Source organism: Nocardiopsis nanhaiensis, from assembly GCF_054778635.1.
Genome location: NZ_BAAGZJ010000052.1, coordinates 1 through 16,971 on the forward strand (window position 1 = coordinate 1; position 16,971 = coordinate 16,971).

At 69.8% G+C, this 16,971-nt stretch carries 13 protein-coding genes; 5 read left to right on the plus strand and 8 right to left on the minus strand.

What is annotated here, in order from left to right; genetic code table 11:
• Window positions 1-263: 263 nt before the first annotated feature.
• From ACYVD1_RS22390 to moeZ, 5 genes are all read right to left on the minus strand, one after another.
• Entirely contained in the window at window positions 264-3,707 is a 3,444-nt protein-coding gene (locus tag ACYVD1_RS22390; RefSeq protein ID WP_460776207.1) for an ATP-dependent helicase, read from the minus strand.
• Complete coding sequence (locus tag ACYVD1_RS22395) at window positions 3,700-6,840, minus strand: ATP-dependent helicase (protein WP_460776318.1); 3,141 nt, start codon at window positions 6,838-6,840, stop codon at window positions 3,700-3,702. The genes ACYVD1_RS22390 and ACYVD1_RS22395 overlap by 8 nt, the downstream gene beginning before the upstream one ends.
• A gap of 62 nt (window positions 6,841-6,902) precedes the next feature.
• Window positions 6,903-7,304, minus strand: coding sequence for an MGMT family protein (locus ACYVD1_RS22400; protein WP_460776209.1), 402 nt, complete (start codon window positions 7,302-7,304; stop codon window positions 6,903-6,905).
• A 291-nt stretch (window positions 7,305-7,595) separates the two neighbouring features.
• On the minus strand, window positions 7,596-7,991 hold the full coding sequence (locus ACYVD1_RS22405; protein ID WP_460776212.1) for a hypothetical protein: 396 nt from the start codon (window positions 7,989-7,991) through the stop codon (window positions 7,596-7,598).
• A 194-nt stretch (window positions 7,992-8,185) separates the two neighbouring features.
• Entirely contained in the window at window positions 8,186-9,349 is a 1,164-nt protein-coding gene (gene moeZ, locus ACYVD1_RS22410; RefSeq protein WP_460776215.1) for an adenylyltransferase/sulfurtransferase MoeZ, read from the minus strand.
• 270 nt (window positions 9,350-9,619) lie between these two features.
• Here moeZ and ACYVD1_RS22415 point away from each other — a divergent pair, with 270 nt between their 5' ends.
• The 3 genes from ACYVD1_RS22415 (at window position 9,620) to ACYVD1_RS22425 (ending at window position 11,890) form a co-directional block, all read left to right on the plus strand.
• Complete coding sequence (locus ACYVD1_RS22415) at window positions 9,620-9,850, plus strand: hypothetical protein (protein ID WP_460776217.1); 231 nt, start codon at window positions 9,620-9,622, stop codon at window positions 9,848-9,850.
• Between the two features lie 263 nt (window positions 9,851-10,113).
• A complete protein-coding gene (locus ACYVD1_RS22420; RefSeq protein ID WP_460776221.1) occupies window positions 10,114-10,761 on the plus strand; it encodes a TetR/AcrR family transcriptional regulator in 648 nt (215 codons plus the stop codon).
• A gap of 316 nt (window positions 10,762-11,077) precedes the next feature.
• Complete coding sequence (locus ACYVD1_RS22425) at window positions 11,078-11,890, plus strand: mechanosensitive ion channel family protein (RefSeq protein ID WP_460776223.1); 813 nt, start codon at window positions 11,078-11,080, stop codon at window positions 11,888-11,890.
• Between the two features lie 147 nt (window positions 11,891-12,037).
• Here the strand turns inward: ACYVD1_RS22425 and ACYVD1_RS22430 are convergent, their stop codons facing one another.
• The 3 genes from ACYVD1_RS22430 to ACYVD1_RS22440 all read right to left on the minus strand — a co-directional run bounded on the left by ACYVD1_RS22430 (window position 12,038) and on the right by ACYVD1_RS22440 (window position 13,727).
• Window positions 12,038-12,280, minus strand: a complete 243-nt coding sequence (locus tag ACYVD1_RS22430) for a hypothetical protein (RefSeq protein WP_460746638.1) — start codon at window positions 12,278-12,280, stop codon at window positions 12,038-12,040.
• Between the two features lie 267 nt (window positions 12,281-12,547).
• Window positions 12,548-12,859 (minus strand): DUF6401 family natural product biosynthesis protein, encoded by a 312-nt coding sequence (locus ACYVD1_RS22435; RefSeq protein ID WP_460746282.1) that lies wholly within the window; start codon window positions 12,857-12,859, stop codon window positions 12,548-12,550.
• 172 nt (window positions 12,860-13,031) lie between these two features.
• On the minus strand, window positions 13,032-13,727 hold the full coding sequence (locus ACYVD1_RS22440) for a ferritin-like fold-containing protein (protein WP_460776227.1): 696 nt from the start codon (window positions 13,725-13,727) through the stop codon (window positions 13,032-13,034).
• A gap of 592 nt (window positions 13,728-14,319) precedes the next feature.
• Between ACYVD1_RS22440 and ACYVD1_RS22445 the strand changes: the two genes are divergently transcribed.
• Window positions 14,320-15,846 carry a DEAD/DEAH box helicase gene (locus tag ACYVD1_RS22445; protein ID WP_460776230.1) on the plus strand — a complete coding sequence of 509 codons (1,527 nt, stop codon included), beginning with the start codon at window positions 14,320-14,322 and terminating at the stop codon, window positions 15,844-15,846.
• A 79-nt stretch (window positions 15,847-15,925) separates the two neighbouring features.
• Entirely contained in the window at window positions 15,926-16,834 is a 909-nt protein-coding gene (locus tag ACYVD1_RS22450; RefSeq protein WP_460776233.1) for an alpha/beta fold hydrolase, read from the plus strand.
• Window positions 16,835-16,971 lie beyond the last annotated feature (137 nt).

Sequence of the window (16,971 nt, forward strand, 5' to 3'; positions counted from 1 at the left end):
GAGCGGGTCAAGGTGGAGCGCCGTTGACGCGCGAAGCGCTCGATGGCGACGACCTTGAGGCGCGCAGCGGAGACGGCCACAATCGGGCGGCGGGAAAGGAGGGAACCCCACCCCGAAAGGCAACCCCCACCAGAGCAGGCAACCCCGAACGCCCCAGACTGTCCCGAGCCTGGTCCCAGAGCACAGAGCACCACCCCCTGACCACAGCGGCTCGTCCTCCTCTCCCCCCTCTTACCTTCACCTCACTTACCTTCACCCTTGACTCAGTCCGGTTCGGGAACACCGGTGATCAGCGCGGCCAGCCCTTCGGCGTCCAGCAGGTCGGCGGGGCGCACGGTCTCCCCCGCCCTGACGTAGTGGAAAGCGGCCCGGACCTCCCCCAGCGGCACCCCGGCGAGGTCGGCCCAGGCCAGACGGTAGGCCGCGAGCTGCACGCCCACAGCGCGGCGTTCGGCGTCGTTTCCGGGTGGGCGACCGGTCTTCCAGTCCACGACGTCGTAGCGCCCAGTGTCCCCGTCGTGGAAGACAGCGTCCATACGCCCCCGGATCAGCCGGTCCCCGATGACCGTCTCGAAAGGCACCTCCACCTCGACCGGTACGAGGGCACCCCACTCGCTCTGTTCGAACATCCGCTGGAGTTCGGTCAGGTCCTGGTCCTCCCCCGCCGTGTCGTCGGCGGCCCCGGGCAGCTCGTCGAGCAGCGCGGCGTTCTGGCCGAAGCGCTGTTCGAGCCAGGCATGGAAAGCCGTGCCTCGGCGCGTGTGCGGCGCCGGCGGTCTCGGCAGGGGCCGTCGGATCTGGCGGGCCAGGGCGGACGGATCACGGGCCAGCCACACCATGGACGAGACCGACAGGTGGTCCGGCAGTTCGACCTGGATCGGGCCTTCCCCGGGCCCCGATGCGGCGCGCTCGCGGTGCGCGAGGAGCAGCTCGGTGTCCCGTTCCCAGCCTTGGAGGCGACGGCGCAGGCGCTCGGGTGGCGCGGTCGGCCCGACTGAATCACCGGCGCGGATCCGGGCCCGGGCACGCTCGACCCGCTCGGCCCCGGCGAGGATCTGGGCGCGGCGACCGTCCGGCTCGGCCCCCTCAACGGGGTCGGCTTCCCGAGGGCTCCCATCGGTGCTCTCAAGACGCTCTCCGGACTCCAACGCGGGCAGCTCGGCTGGCGGCCACACGGCGGAGGACTCCTCCTCATCGTGCGGGTTGGTGTCCTCCGGGTCCGGCGCAGGGGCCCACCGGACGACGGTCCCGGCGCCGTTGTCGCAGGCCGCGCGGACGTCCTCCAGGAACTCGGACGGACCACGCGGCGTGGTCCCCGTCCGGCCCCACCAGTGGCCGGTGCAGACCAGCGCGTAGGAGGCCCGCGTGACCGCGACATAGGCCAAGCGGCGCTCCTCCATCAGGTGGCGGGCGTCCTCGGCCGCCCTGAACTCGGCGATCGACTCCTTGTCGACCCCCTTGAGTTCGGGCAGGCTCCGGCGGTCCCCGCGCAACCGGTACGGCAGCAGGTGGTCGGCCTTCACCCAGGCGTGGGCGTCCCGCGGCTTGGCCGGGAACAGCGGCGCCTTCTTCCCCGCGCTGACCCCGGGAACGATGACGACCGGCCACTCCAGCCCTTTGGCGCCGTGCATGGTCATGAGCTTGACGCTGTCGGAGCCGCCCACCCGCTCTCCCGGGCTGAGCGCGCTCTCGTTCTCCTCAGCGGCATTGAGGTAGCCCAGGAAACTCCCGAGGCTGGGATCCTCGCTGTTGCCGACGAAGCGGACGGCGTGGTCGACGAAGGCGTCGAGGTCGGCCCGGGCCGACAGTGGATCGCGGTGGGTGCGCGAGCCCACCTCGATGTCGAGTCCCAGCATGCGCTCGATCTCGGTGATGAGGTCGGGCAGGGGCTGGCCGACGAGCTTGCGTAGGGAACGCAGTTCCTCGGCGAGGCGGCCCAGGCGCTCATAGGCGGCCTCGGAGTAGTTCCCGGCCGGGCCCGGATCGTCGACTGCGTCCACGAGACTGCCGCTCTCGGCGGTCAGATCGAGGACGGTCCGGCGCAGGAGGTCGTCGGTCGCCTCCGGGTCCTCTTCGGGTGCGGGGCCGGTGAGGTCGCGGCGGGTGTGCCGGGCGAGTTCGCTGGCCCGGGATCCAAGGGCCGCCAGGTCCCTCGGACCCATCCGCCATCGCGGCCCGGTGAGCAGGCGGGCCAGCTCGTTCCCCGCCGAGGCGTCGTGCACCACGCGCAGGGTGGCAATGATGTCGCGGACCTCGGGGACGAGCATGAGCCCGCCCAGCCCCACGACCTCCACGGGAATGTCGAGCGCTTCCAGGGCCTCCCGCAGCGGCGGGAACTGGGAGCGCTTTCGGCACAGGATCGCGATGTCACCCGGGCTGACCGCGCCGTCGGAGGCTCCGCCTGACTCGCCTTCGGGCCAGGCCTGGAAGTCGGGGGCGAACACCGGCCCCCCGGGGTCGTCGGCGGTGGCCCTGACCAGGCGCCGGACCTGGTCGGCGATCCACGCCGCCTCCTCGGTCTCCGTGGTGAACAGTGCGGCCAGCGCGGTGCCCCTGCCCCGCCGGGACGGCCCCGGGTGCAGGACGGGCACGTCGGTGGCCTCGGCGCGCAGCGGCTCGGAGATCCGTTCGGCGACGTCGAGGACGCGCTGGCCGTTGCGGAAGCTGATGGACAGCCGACGGACCGGGGCGGGCCGTCCCGGCGCGACCGGGAAATCCGTGGGGAATCCGGTGAGGTTGGCGGCGATCGCGCCGCGCCACCCGTAGATGGACTGGCAGGGGTCGCCGACGGCGGTGACGGGGTGCCCGTCACCGAACAGGTGCCGGAGCAGCTCCAGCTGCGCGTGGCTGGTGTCCTGGTACTCGTCCAGAAGCACCACGCGGAAGCGGCCGCGCTCGATCAGGCTGGCCTCGGGGTGCCGCTGGGCGATACGGGCGGCCAACGCCATCTGATCGCCGAAGTCCATCGCCTCACGCATGTGCTTGGCGTGGCTGTACCGGTCGATCAGCGGGAGGAACTCCTCCCTGCGCCGCTGGGTCTCGACCAGGTCCCGGGTCTCCTTGGTGGGTTTGCGGGTCATCCGGTCCAGCTCGCCCTGGATCCACTTGCCGATACCGCGCACCTCGTCGGTACTGCTGAGGTGGTCGGCGATCTGCCCGGACAGGTCCAGGATCCTCCGGGTAACAGTGTCCGCACCGACGTTGACGTGCTCCATTGGGCCGTCGTACTCACCGACGATGCGTGCGGCCAGCTGCCAGGACTGGCCTTCGCTGAGCAGCCGCGAGGTGGGCTCGACCGCTTCACGCAGGGCGTGGTCGGCGACGATGCGTCCGGCGTAGGCGTTGTAGGTGGAGACGGTGGGTTCGCCGTCCAGCAGCTCCTCGGGGAACAGCTCGGTCTCGCGCAGCTGCTCCAGGCGCTTTCGGACGCGGTCGGCGAGCTCCGCGGTGGCCTTGCGGGTGAAGGTCAGGCCGAGGACCTGCTCGGGCCGGACGTGCCCGTTGGCGACCAGCCAGACCACGCGGGAGGCCATGGTCTCGCTCTTTCCCGAACCGGCCCCGGCGATGACCACGCCGGGTTCCAGCGGCGCGGAGATGACCTGGGCCTGCTCCGACGTGGGTTCGGGCCGTTTGAGGAGGCGGGCGAGCTCAGCGGGGCTGAGGCGCGGCCCGAGGTTCTCCGGTGTCTCGTGGATGGGTTCAGACATGTCGGCCCTCGTCCTGGACCGGGCAGCATGCGCGTACCGCGCACGAGTTGCATCCGGTGTTGCGGGTGGCGGCGAACCGGGCTCCGGCCATACCGGTGGCGACCTCGCGCACGAGGGTCTGCGCCCACTCGGGATCGGGGTCCTCGCCCAACGGGGGCTGGACCTGTTCGCGCGCCTTCTTGCTGAGTGACGCCTTACCGACCTGGACGAGTTCGGCGCCGCCGGGATCGGCCAGGCCGAGCTTGGCGAAGGCACCCTTGAGCACGGCCATCTGGTAGACGCCCAGCTGGGGGTGGCGGCCCAGGTCGTCGGCCTTCATGCCGCCAGTCTTGATGTCCACCACCACGGCACGGCCCCGGTCGTCGCGTTCGAGGCGGTCGACGCGGCCGGTGATCTCGATGCCGCCGACATCCACCTTGAATCCCTCCTCGGTGACGACCAGCTCGCGCTCGTTGGCGGTGTCCCAGTCCAGGAGTTTGCGGACCATCTCGTCGGCGCGGTCGCGCTGCTTGTCCGACTGCCAGGGACCGCCGAAGTCCAGGTCGGCCCAGATCTCGTCCATCCGTGTCTCGATTTCCCCGGCGGTGCTGCCCTGAGCAACCAGGACCGCCACGGCGTGCACCACGGTGCCCAACGCTGAGGCGGAGTCCCCGGAGGAGGCGCCGGCGGCACGCTCCAGCAGCCAGCGGAGCTCGCAGTTGGTGAAGCTCTCCACCTGCGAGGGCGACACCCGGATGGTGTCCTCCTCGTCGGAGAGCGGTCGCGCGTCGGTGAAGGGTGTGAGCGCGTACCACTCGGCGGGGTCGGCGCCCCGGACACCGTCCTGCGCGAGGCGCGCCAGGTGGGCCGCGGCCGCGTCGAGCAGCGGCTCGGGCGCGTCGGGGTCGGTGACCACCGAGCGCAGGTCGGCGACGAGTGCCGGCAGGGAGAGCCAGCGGCGGCCGGTACTGATCGGCTCCGGGGCGCCCGCGCCCGTCTCGTTGAGGAACCGGGAGGGGCGCTCGTCGGTGTCGTCACCCCCCACACAGGTGACGTAGAGGGTGCGGCGGGCCCGGGTGAGGGCCACGTAGAAGAGCCGGCGCTCCTCGTCCAGGAGCTTGGAGGCCAGAGCGGCACCGAAGGTGTCCGCCGAGTGGCTCCGGGCGTCGACGAGCTCCTCGACCCCGAGCAGGGAACCACGCAAGCGCAGGTCGGGCCACTCGCCTTCCTGGACCCCGGCGACCACCACCAGTCCCCATTCCAGTCCCTTGGATCGGTGCGCGGTGAGGATCCGCACCGCCTCGCCTTCGGGGGCGCGTTCAGCGAGGCTGTCACCGGGGATCTCCTGGGCCGCCAGGTCATCGAGGAAACCGCCGGGGCTGCCGGGCGGCAGGCGGTCGCAGTAGCGGGCGGCACTTTCGAACAGGGCCACGACGGCGTCAAGGTCGCGATCGGCCGCGGCTCCGCGGCGGCCCCCGTCCTGGCTGGAGCGCAGGAGGCGGTCGGCGAGGCCGCTGTCGCGCCACAGCTCCCACAGCACCTGCTCCGCGTCGGCGCCCTTCGCGGTGAGGTCGCGCACGGTCCGCAGGGCCTTGGCCACCCGGTTCGCGGGCGCGGCGACCGCCGGGTCGACCAGAGTGAGCTCGCGCGGGTCGCGCAGCGCGTCCACCAAGAGCCGGGCGGAGGGGCGGTAACCCGGGTCCGCGCCTTCCTCCGCGTCGCCGGCACGGTCCAGGTCCAAACGGCGCAGGGCACGCACCAGGCGGCGCAGCCGGACGGTGTCGGCCTCACCGAACGGGCTCATGAGGAGCTCGCGCGCGGAGTCGTCGTCCAGGTCCTCGGGGCGCAGGCCGTAGCGCACGAGCCCCAGCAGGGGGCGGACGATGGGTTCGGCGGCGACGGGGAGGTCGTCCGAGCCCACGACCACCGGCACCGAGGCCGCGGTGAGAGCTCTCCGAAGAACGGGGAGCTGGCGGCTGGAGGAGCGCACCAGAACCGCCATGTCCGACCACGGGACACCGTCGACCAGGTGGGCGCGGCGCAGGGTGTCCGCGATGACCGCGGCCTCCTGGGTGGCGCTCTCAGCCATCAGGACGTGCACCTCACCGTCGGGGACGCCTTCGGCCGGGGTGAGGTCGCGGTGGGCGTTGACCTGGCCGCTCGCGGAGGAGACGGCGGGCAGGCGGCGGGTGAGGCCGCGCGAGGCCGCGAGCAGGGCCGATCCGCTGCGGCGGCAGGTACGCAGGGCCACGACCGGTGCGTCGGCGCGCTCGACCGTGGGGAAGCGGTTGGGGAAGTCGAGGATGTTGTGGACCTCGGCGCCGCGGAAGGCGTAGATGGACTGGTCGGGGTCGCCGACCGCGACGAGGTCGCGGCCGTCCCCGGCCAGGGCGCGCAGGAGTTCCTCCTGGGCCGGGTCGGTGTCCTGGTACTCGTCCACGAACACCACCTCGTGGGCGGCCCGCTCGCGTTCCTGCGTCTCGGGGTCGGCGAGCATGTTCGAAGCTACGCGCACCAGCTCGGCGTAGTTGAGTGTGGGGACCGGAGCGATGTCGAAGCGGCCGTTCATGCGGGCGAGAAACCCCGCGGCGGCGGTCCAGTCGTCGCGGCCGCGCTCATGGCCCAGTTCAGCCAGCTGTTCGGGGCCGAGCCCGCGTTCCTGGGCCCGCATGAGGAAGTCGCGCAGCTCCTCGGCGAAGCCGCGGGTCTCCAGCGCCGGGCGCAACCGTTCGGGCCACCCGTGCGCGCCGTCCCGGGACTCCCAGGACAGCAGTTCGCGCACCTCCATGAGCTGTTCGGGGCCGGAGAGCAGCCGGGGCGGCAGGTCGCCCATGCGTTGGAACTCGCGCCGGATGAGGGCGTACGCGTAGCTGTGGAAGGTCAGCGCGAGGGGCTCGCGGGTGGTGCGCCGCAGGCGGGCGGTGATCCGCTCGCGCAGTTCCTGGGCGGCCTTTCGGCTGAAGGTGAGCACCAGGACACGCGAGGGGTCGACGCCCCGGTTCTCGATGCGGTCGACGACGGCCTCGACGATGGTGGTGGTCTTGCCGGTCCCGGGGCCCGCCAGCACGAGGAGCGGCCCGCCCGGGTGGTCGACCACGCGCTGCTGGTTCTCGTCCAGCACCGGCGGCGGCTGCACCTGGTGGGCGCGCCGCACTAGGCGGTACGGGGATGTGTTCACGTCACCAGTTCACCAGAGGTGGATGACTATCCCGGACGTCACCGGACGTCAGGGGAGGGGACGGACTGCTCTTCAGCCTCAGCTTCCCCGTCCCATCGGGCTTCGCGCATGTCCACACGGTCACTGCGCGGGCGCATCGGGGTGCCCTCGGACGCGTAGTGGGATCGGGCACGGACGAGGTGCCCCTCTGCGGGGCGGCCGTCCGCGCGCACCACCCGCCACCAAGGAACCGCACCGCCCCATCGGGACATGACCGCGCCCACCTGCCGCGGCCCGCCGCGGCCCACGTACTCGGCGATGTCGCCGTAGCTCATCACCCGGCCCGGCGGGATCCGCTCCACCACGGAGAGGACCTCCTCTGTGTAGTCGTCGACGGAGTCGTCGACGACCTCCGCCGGGTGCTCGCCGCCGGACTCGCGGGGGTGTGGTTCCTCAGGCATACAGCGAAGCCTAGGGCGTGTTCGGTGGATGCTGCGCGTCGCGAGCGGCGTATCCAGTGGTGCTGGCACAAGGCCGAAGAAGGAGTTCCCCTACTGTGCGCTGCCTCGCAAGCTCGGCAGCATCGCACAGCGGGGGCCCGCCCGGGTTTGGCTGTCGACTGAGAGATGCGCAGTGCAAGTGCCGCTGGGGCGACGCGCAGCAGGGTATGTGTCCGCCGAACACGCCCTAGGGCCCGGTAACGACGAAGCCGCCCCGTGTGGCGAGGGCGGCTCCGGTGTGCGGGTGGACAGTCAGGGAGTCCGCGAGGACACCCCCATGCTGTGGGTGGTCCATGCCGACTCGGGGTCGCGCTTGCGGGCCTGGTTGGCCATGGCCAACCCGACCAGGCCCAACAGGGCGATGGCACCGCCGCCGACCCACGCGGACAGTGCGGCCTCGAAGATGTGGGTGAACCCCAGGAGCCACGGCAGCGCGAAGATCAGCGCTCCCGCGGCGAAGACCCCGGCCTCGCTCGACACCGCCCCCGGGCGGGTCAGTGAGACCCCGGCGGCGAGGATGGCCACCAACCCGAGGATGAAGAAGACTCCCCCGGAGAAGCCGAGCATCCCGTGCCAGATCCAGCTGAACCCCACGGCGAGCCCGAGTACGACCGCGGCCCAGTCCGCCCAGCGTCCCTTCTCACGCATAACGCCACCTCCTTGCGGCGGGGACGCGCGCCGGTGGTCGGCGCCGCGACCCGTGAGTGACATCTACCCACTTCGGACCGCGGATAGGGGTCAGCGCGGAAAGCACCCGGGCGGAAATGACGGACGGCGCCGGGAAACCCGACGCCGTCCGCAAGGTCCGACCACTCCCGCTCAGGCGGGCAGCCGTACCGCCCCTAGTAGGTGGGCAGCTCCGGGTCGACCTGGTTGACCCAGGCCAGGACGCCGCCGCCCACGTGGACGGCGTCGGAGAACCCGGCGTCCTTGACCGCGGCCAGGGCCTCGGCAGAACGCACACCCGACTTGCAGTGCAGGATGACGCGCTTGTCCTGCGGCAGCTGCTCGAAGGCCTTGCCGTTGAGGAACTCACCCTTGGGGATGAGCGTCGCCCCGGGGATGTTGACGATCTCGTACTCGTTCTTCTCCCGGACGTCGACGAGGAAGACCTCGTCGGCCTTCTTGTCCAGGAGCTCCTTGAGCTCCGGGGCCGTGATGGTCGAGTCCGCGGCGGCCTCGGTGGCCTCCTCGGACACGGCGCCGCAGAAGGCCTCGTAGTCGATGAGCTCGGTGACCGGCTCGGTGTCCGGGTCCTTGCGGACCTTGACCTCGCGCCAGGACATCTCGAGGGCGTCGAAGATGAGGAGGCGGCCGACCAGCGGGTCACCGATACCGGTGATCAGCTTGATGGCCTCGTTGACCATCACCGAACCGACCGAAGCGCACAGCACGCCCAGGACGCCGCCCTCGGCGCAGGAGGGGACCATTCCGGGCGGCGGGGGCTCGGGGTATAGGTCGCGGTACTGCGGACCGTACTCGTTCCAGAAGACGCTGATCTGGCCGTCGAAGCGGTAGATCGAACCCCACACGTAGGGCTTGTTCAGGATGACGGCCGCGTCGTTGACCAGGTAACGGGTTGCGAAGTTGTCGGTGCCGTCCAGGATCAGGTCGTAGTCGGCGAGGATCTCCAACGCGTTGTCCGACTCGAGGCGCTCCAGGTGCAGGATCACCTCCGTGTTGGGGTTCACCTCCTTGATGCTGTCCCGGGCGGACTCGGCCTTGGGTCGGTCGACGTCACTCTGGCCATGGATGATCTGGCGCTGGAGGTTCGACTCGTCGACGACGTCGAAGTCGATGATGCCGAGCGTTCCCACACCCGCGGCGGCGAGGTAGAGCAGGGCCGGGGAACCGAGACCGCCCGCGCCAACGACCAGCACCTTGGCGTTCTTGAGGCGCTTCTGGCCGACCATGCCCACGTCGGGGATGATCAGGTGACGCGAGTAGCGGCGCACCTCGTCCACGGTCAGCTCGGCGGCTGGTTCGACCAGCGGCGGCAGCGACACGGTGACTCCTCATGAATGTTCGGGTCGCTTCGCGTCCACCCGCGAGGGGGCTGTGGCATCGCGCGAAGCTGCTTTCACTTATACCCAACCTAACGGGTGGGGTTTTCCATTCCCACCCCGGGGAGGCATGACCCGTATCGCTTTGCCGGGCCACCCCGACCTCCTCAACCACGGTGGACCGCGGGTTCATTCCGCACAGGTTCCCGGCCGCTGGAACACCTCGGGGGTACTCTCACTCATACGTTCCGCGACAACGCTAGGGAGGACCCCGTGGCATCTTCCGATCACAGTGCGGACAGTCGGCGCACCGGCCCGCAGGACGAGGACCCGGCCACTGCCGTCCCCGAGGCGGACGCGGCCGAACAGCGCACCGCGGCGAGCGACGACGGCCGTGAGGACTGGGTGGACGAGGCCTCCGCGGACGTGTTCGACCAGGCCAGCGAGGCGGACGTCATCGAGCAGGCACGCGAGGTCGGCTCGGACGACGACGAGCGCCGCTGAGCACCCCGCAGTGTGAACGCGGGCCGTGTGTATTCGGCTCTTCGACACCCGTTCCCTGCCCCTTCCCACCTGCGCGGCAGGTTTTCGGCCACGGCCTTCGGGGACCAGCGTTCACGTCATGCTGCCCACACTGAACTTACGCAGGAGTAAGATGGGAAAAAAGCTGCGGGCGCGCCCCAGAGCCACAGCGTCCGCCAGCGTTAGCCACGCAGATGTCCGGTGAATGGCGTGCATCTGCCATGCCGAGTTCGGAGGGTGTGGGTGTGACAGCTCCTTCAGACGCCCGCGCCCGGGGCACCCGTTTGCCCCGGGTCAGGCGCCGCCGCCAACTCCTGGCCGCAGCTCAGGAGGTTTTCGTCGCCCGCGGGTACCACGCTGCGGCGATGGATGAGATCGCGGACCGCGCGGGTGTCAGCAAACCGGTCCTGTACCAGCACTTTCCCGGGAAGCTGGAGCTCTACCTGGCCCTCTTGGAGGAACACTCCGAGGCCCTGGTCGAGAAACAGCGCGAGGCTTTGGAGAGCACCGACGACAACCGCCAGCGGGTCGCCGCCAGTTTCCAGGCGTACTTCGACTTCGTCGCGGGCGACGGTGAGGCGTTCCGGTTGGTCTTCGAGTCCGACCTGCGCAACCTGCCCGCTGTACGGGAGAAGAGCGAGCAGACGTTCCAACGCTGCGCCGAGCTGATCGGCAAGGTGATCAGCCAGGACACCAGCATCTCCGACGAGGAGTCGCACCTGCTGAGCATCGCTCTGGTCGGTATGGCCGAGACCAGCGCCAGGTACTGGCTGAACAACCACGGCTCGGTGCCCCAGCAGGCGGCCGAGCAGCTGGTGGCCAGGCTGGCTTGGCGCGGGCTCGCCGGCTGGGACCTCACCCGGGCGGCCGATGAGGCCGAGTCCCAGGACTGACACCGCGGGAGACCGGATCTCCCCGCGAACACGCCCCCCGGTGGCGCGAGAGCGCCGCCGGGGGTTTTACTTTTCCTTTACCTCTCCCTCTCAGGGAACCGCGAATTATCTCGACTAATGCCAACAAACTACACCACACCGAGTCAATTATTTCTCAAATATTCGGCAATTACCACCGCCGCTGAGCGCCACAAGGTTCGAAATCCATTCTCCGGGTAGTGCGAAACTGAGAAGTACCGCGCTTCTCTTCGCCGTATCCGCTCGTCGCCGTTCACCGGCGCACATGGCGGAACTAGCGATTCGGGGGTGAAGACGTATGGACATCGGTCAGGGCCTGATGGACGCCTGGCAGTCGATCGTGGGTTTCGCGCCACTGCTGCTCGGCTTCCTGGTGATCCTGGTTCTGGGCTGGATCATCGCCTGGTTCGTGGGCAAGGCGGTCGGCAAGGGCCTGCACAGCGTCGGACTGGACCGCGCACTGCACCGCGGTGGTGTGGGCGAGTACTTCGAGCGCGGCCGCTGGGGAGCCAGTGAGCTGTGCGGGAAGATCATCTACTACGTCGGACTGTTGTTCGTGCTGACGTTCGCGTTCAACGTCTTCGGACCGAACCCGGTCAGCACACTGCTCTCCGATGTCATCGCCTGGATTCCACACGGCATCGTGGCGCTCGTGATCGTCGTCGTGGCGGCCATGATCGCCAAGGCCGCCCGGGATCTCATCACGGGGGCTCTGGGCGGACTGTCCTACGGACGCGTCCTGGCCAACGTGGCCGCCGTGGCCGTCCTGGCCCTTGGTGCCATCGCGGCGCTGAACCAGATTGGCGTGGCCATGACCGTCACCATGCCGGTGCTGATCGCGGCGCTGGCCACGGTGGGCGGCATCCTGGTCGTCGGTGTCGGCGGCGGTCTGATCAAGCCGATGCAGTCCCGCTGGTCGCACTGGCTTGAGGTGGCCGAGCGCGAGACCGGCCGGATCGGTGACGAGAGCAGCTACCAGGCCGGCCGGGACGCCGCGATGAGCCGTCCGGGTACCGAGGCCAAGGAAGAGCGCGCAACCGACGAGGGAGCCAAGGAGGAGGCCTCCAGCCTGCCAGGACAGCGCGGCCGGGGCGGCGGGGCCACCTCGTAGCCGAGCGGCCGCCGACGGGCCGCCTCAGGCGGCGTCAGCGCCTTGAGGTGCGAGTCCCCGGAGGCGGGAACGGAACAGACGGAGTAAGAAGAGAGGGCGGGGCCGTGCGGCCTCGCCCTCGTCGTGTGTCGCCTCTGCGACATCCCGTCACAGAAACTCCGAGTCGCGCGCTTCCAGCCGCGCGAGGTGTTCAACGCGTCGAAACCCGAGCACGACGGTGGCGATCATCGGGAGGAAAGCCAACCAGAAGACAATGCTTCCGGGCCCGGTGAACACCATCGACGCGAGTGCGACGACGAAGATCAGTGCGAAAAGCGCGAAGTCGACGCGATCCTGATGGATCAGGACGCCGACCGGTGGGCGCGCCGCCCCGTGCCGACCGCTCCTCATTCGCATTCCTTTCTCGCGGCTCGTCCGTCCGCTCCGCATGTCACGGTGACCGGGATCCGCCTGAGACCTGACAACACCGCGAATCCCACGTTGCATTCCGCAGGGCCCTGGTTCCACCAAGGCGAGCCGGGCCGGGGTAGGCCGCTGTGGAGTCACCGGTACGTTTCAGCCTACGCCCAGTAACGGCTTTTCGCCGGAGAACCGGTGGGGCGATGAGCGCGAGGAGGCTCGCGTCGTAGATCACACCCGCCTGCGGACGTCACCAACCTAGCGGACGAAACCGCGGTCCTTCGCCAAGCGGCAGATCGAGAGAATACGAAGGGTCTCCCAGTCGTAGTCCGCGTCCTCGGAGTCCCAGCCCCGCTCGAGGCAGCCGTCGAGGAAGCCGTGGAGGTAAGTTCCGAGACTGTTCGCGGTGAGCTCGGCGCCGCCGGAGACGATGGCTTCGCACACCTGTGCGGCGTGCTGGTCCAGTTCAGCGCCCATCCAGGGTTCGACCGGACCGTCGAGGGGGCCGATCTTGTGGAAGTCACGGGTGAGTCCGGCCAGCGGGTGGCGCACGGAGGTCCCACGGGGCATGGAAGTACCTACTCGCGTGGTCAGGAGACGGGGAACTCCATCGACTCTATGTGGACCTGACCAATGGATCGTAACGAATGTGTTGGAAATTACCCGCCCTTGACCAAGCGGGACAAAGGAACGGTCAAGCGCCCGGAGGACTCCAGAGTCTCCCAAAGGGGCGGATCCGGCCCTACTCGGCCAGCCCCATGGCGGACAGGCGGGCCGCATGGCCCTCCGTGAGCGAGGCGAACATGCGGCTGACCGCGGCGAGGTCGCCAAGCCCCGAGTCGCCCGCACCCTCGTCGGCCCTCACCTGCGTGTCCCGGGCGAGGAGCGCGGCCAGCTGCGGCCGCTCCACCGCCACCGATTGGGCCTGGCTCAGCGCCTCACCGACCAGGCGTCGCGCCCACAGGGACAGCCGACCGGCCAGTTTGGGGTCCTCGTCCAGGGCGGCACGCACCTGGCCGGCGACGAATTCGGCCCGGCTGGTCTCGGCGAGCACGTCCACGACGAGCGAACGGGTGCCCTCGTCGGCCAACTCACCGACCTTGCGATAGAAGTCACCCGCGATGCCGTCACCGACATAAGTCTTGACCAGGCTCTCCAACCAGCTCTGCGGCTCGGTGCGCTCGTGCCAGGCGTCCAGCGGCGTAACGAAGGGCGCCATCGCCTCTTCCGGATCGACGCCGAGCTCCACCAGACGATCACGAAGTGCCTGGTAATGGCTCTGTTCGGTGGCGGCCAGGCCGGCCAGCTGCCCCTTGGTCCGCAGCGAGGGCGCCAGTCCGGCGTCGTCGGCGAGGCGGAAGAAGGAACCGAGTTCGGCATAGGCGAGCAGTCCGAGCAGATCGATCACGCCGACGTCGGCGGAGGGCCCATTGGTCATGCCCGCCAGGGTATCGCCAGGCCCTTCCGGCCCCAACCTGGACTAAACGGAGTTCACGAGCGGTTGTACGCCTCGGGGGCGGGTAGGTCTCCGCCGTCCACAGCCGGTGGGCAGCTATGTCCACCAGGCGAACCAACAGCTAGACTCAGCGTGATGACCGGCGTGTGCTTATCCAGCGCCGCGTCCTGCGCCCCGCGACGCGGGCCCTTCCGCGAGCGTGTTCCGGCGCCGTGGACCCGGGCGCCAGGAGATGCCAGCCGGACGCCACGACGTGTCCTCACGATCAGTGCGGCGTGAGGGAGCAACGGCCCACGCGCCCAGCTACGCACCGCACACGACAACCAGCGGATGGATCCGAGACATCGCGATCAGGGCACCCCCCGGACCGCACGGATCCAGTCGGCAGCGCCACCGGGATCCCCCGTCAAAACGGGGGCCGGGTGAGCCGCGCCCTCCGCGGCGGCCAGAAACCGACCGCGACCGCACCCTGCCGCGGCCACGAACAACGCTGCGGCCCGCCCAGATGGAGGCTTGAGCCCTGAGCAGCACAGATGAGACAACGACACCCCGAACCACGTTTCGTGGCCTCGGTGTGAGCCCTGAGATCGCCGACGCCCTCGAGGCGGAGGGGATCGTCGAACCCTTTCCGATCCAGGAACTAGCCCTGCCGATCGCGCTTTCCGGAAACGACATCATCGGTCAGGCCCGGACCGGTACCGGCAAGACCCTCGCCTTCGGGCTTCCTCTTCTCCAGGAGGCCCAGACGAACCCGGGTACGTCCAAGCGGCCCCGCGTCCTCGTCGTGGTCCCGACCCGCGAACTGGCCATCCAGGTGGCCGCGGACCTGACCACAGCGAGCAAGCGCAGCGGCAGCCGCATCCTGACCGTCTACGGCGGTCGTTCCTACGAGCCCCAGATCAACGGCCTCAAGGAGGGCGTCGACGTCGTCGTCGGTACCCCCGGCCGCCTCCTCGACCTGGAGAACCAGAAGCACCTGCGCCTGGACGGGATCACCGCGGTGGTCCTGGACGAGGCCGACAAGATGCTCGACCTGGGTTTCCTCCCCGACATCGAGCGCATCCTCACCAAGATCCCCACCGAGCGCCAGGTGATGCTGTTCTCGGCAACCATGCCGAGTGAGATCGTCACACTCTCCAGGAACTACCTGCGGCAGCCCACCCACGTCCGGGCCGGCGACGACGACGAGATCGATGGCTCGACCATCACCAACCTGATCTCGCAGCATGCCTTCCGCACCCACCAGATGGACAAGCCGGAGATGCTCGCCCGCCTCCTCCAGTCCGAGGAGCACGGCCAGAGCATGGTCTTCTGCCAGACCAAGCGCGCCTGCGACCGCGTGGCCGGCGACCTCAAGAACCGTGGTTTCGCGGCCGCGGCCGTCCACGGCGACCTGGGGCAGAGCCAGCGCGAGCGGGCTCTGCGCGCCTTCCGCAACGGCAAGATCAACATCCTGGTCGCCACCGATGTGGCCGCCCGCGGCCTCGACGTGGACGACGTGACCCACGTGGTCAACTACGAGACCCCCGAGGACGAGAAGACCTACACGCACCGCATCGGCCGGACCGGCCGCGCGGGGCGCACGGGCACCGCGGTCACCTTCGTGGACTGGCAGGAGATGCCGCGCTGGAAGCTGATCAACGGCGCGCTCGACCTGGGATGCCACGAGCCCGAGGAGACCTACTCCACCTCACCGCACTTCTTCGAGTCCCTGAGCATTCCCAAGGGGACCAAGGGCAAGCTCGCTGTGGAGAAGCGCGGCGAGCACGCCGGACTGGAAGCCGAAGAGGTCGAGGACATCGGCGACACCGGCCAGCAGCGGGTCGGCGGTGGCGGTGGCCGGCGAGGCCGCGGTGACCGCAAGGAGCGCGGTGAGCGGGGCGGTCGACGCGGTGGCAACGGCCGCAACCGTTCCCGCAAGCGGACCCGCGGCGGTGAGAGCACCGCCAAGTCCGGGAGTTCAGCGGACAAGGCCGCGGTGACGTCCTCCGAACGCCCGGCGGACGGGGCCGAGAAGTCCTCCGATGGAGAGGGCGCCCGCAGGATCCGACGCCGTCGCCGCACCCGTGGCGGTGTGCGCCGGGACCCCGAGAACACATGACACCCGTCGGGTCCTCCGGACCAGTAGGCCGAAGACGCCCAAGGGCGAGTTCGCCGAAGATGGCCTAGGGTGGCCCGACGTGAGTACACCTGAATTCCTCGAACTGCCGCCGGGTGTGCGGCGCACGGATCTGCGATTGTCGTACGGTCCGGTTGCCGCACTTCGGGCCCGGCCCACGTCCGGCGGCACGGAGTTGGCCCCTGCTGTCCTGGTGCACGGTTTCAGCGGCAGCAAGGAGGACTTCATCGCCCTCCTTCAGAGCCTGGCCCAGGCCGGGCGGGAGGTGGTCGCGATCGACCTGCCCGGCACCTATGGTTCGCCGGGCCCCGAAACACTCACCCCGCCGCCCGGAGTGGAACTTCCGGACTACCGCATCTCCTCTCTGGGAGGCGTCGTCTCCGAGGTTCTGGACCTGGTCGGCAGCGGCGGCCCCGTCCACCTGGTGGGGCACTCCTTCGGCGGGCTGGTCTCCCGTGATGCGGCGCTGAGCGAGAAGTCGCCGCTGGCCTCCCTCACCCTGATGTGCTCCGGCCCCGGGGCGTTGAGCGGTGCGCGCGCGGCGCGGACCCGCAACCTCATCGCCGGGATCTCGATGTCCCCCACCGCCGAGCGGCTCCGTGAGCTGTGGGACGAACACTTCGAGCCCGAGGCCCGGCAGCGTTCGCATCGGCCCGAGGTCGTCGACTTCCTCCGCGAGCGGTTCCTCTCCAGCAGCGCCGTGGGCCTCATGCGCATGGCCGAAGACCTCCTGGGCACCACGGACCGGGTCGCCGAACTGGCCGCGGTGGACCTTCCCAAGCTGGTGCTCTACGGGGAGAACGACGACGCCTGGCCGCTGGCGGACCAGGACGACATGGCCAAGCGCCTCAACGCCAAGCGGTTGGTCGTGCCAGGCGCGGGCCACTCCCCCAATGTGGAGGCGCCGGAGACCACCTCGAGCGCGCTGACCGCATTCTGGAACGAGACCGAGTCGGTCGGCAGGCGCTAGGGCATGTTCAGCGGACACATACCCTGCTGCGCGTCGCCCCAGCGGCACTTGCACTGCGCATCTCTCAGTCGACAGCCAAACCCGGGCGGGCCCCCGCTGTGCGATGCTGCCGAGCTTGCGAGGCAGCGCACAGTAGG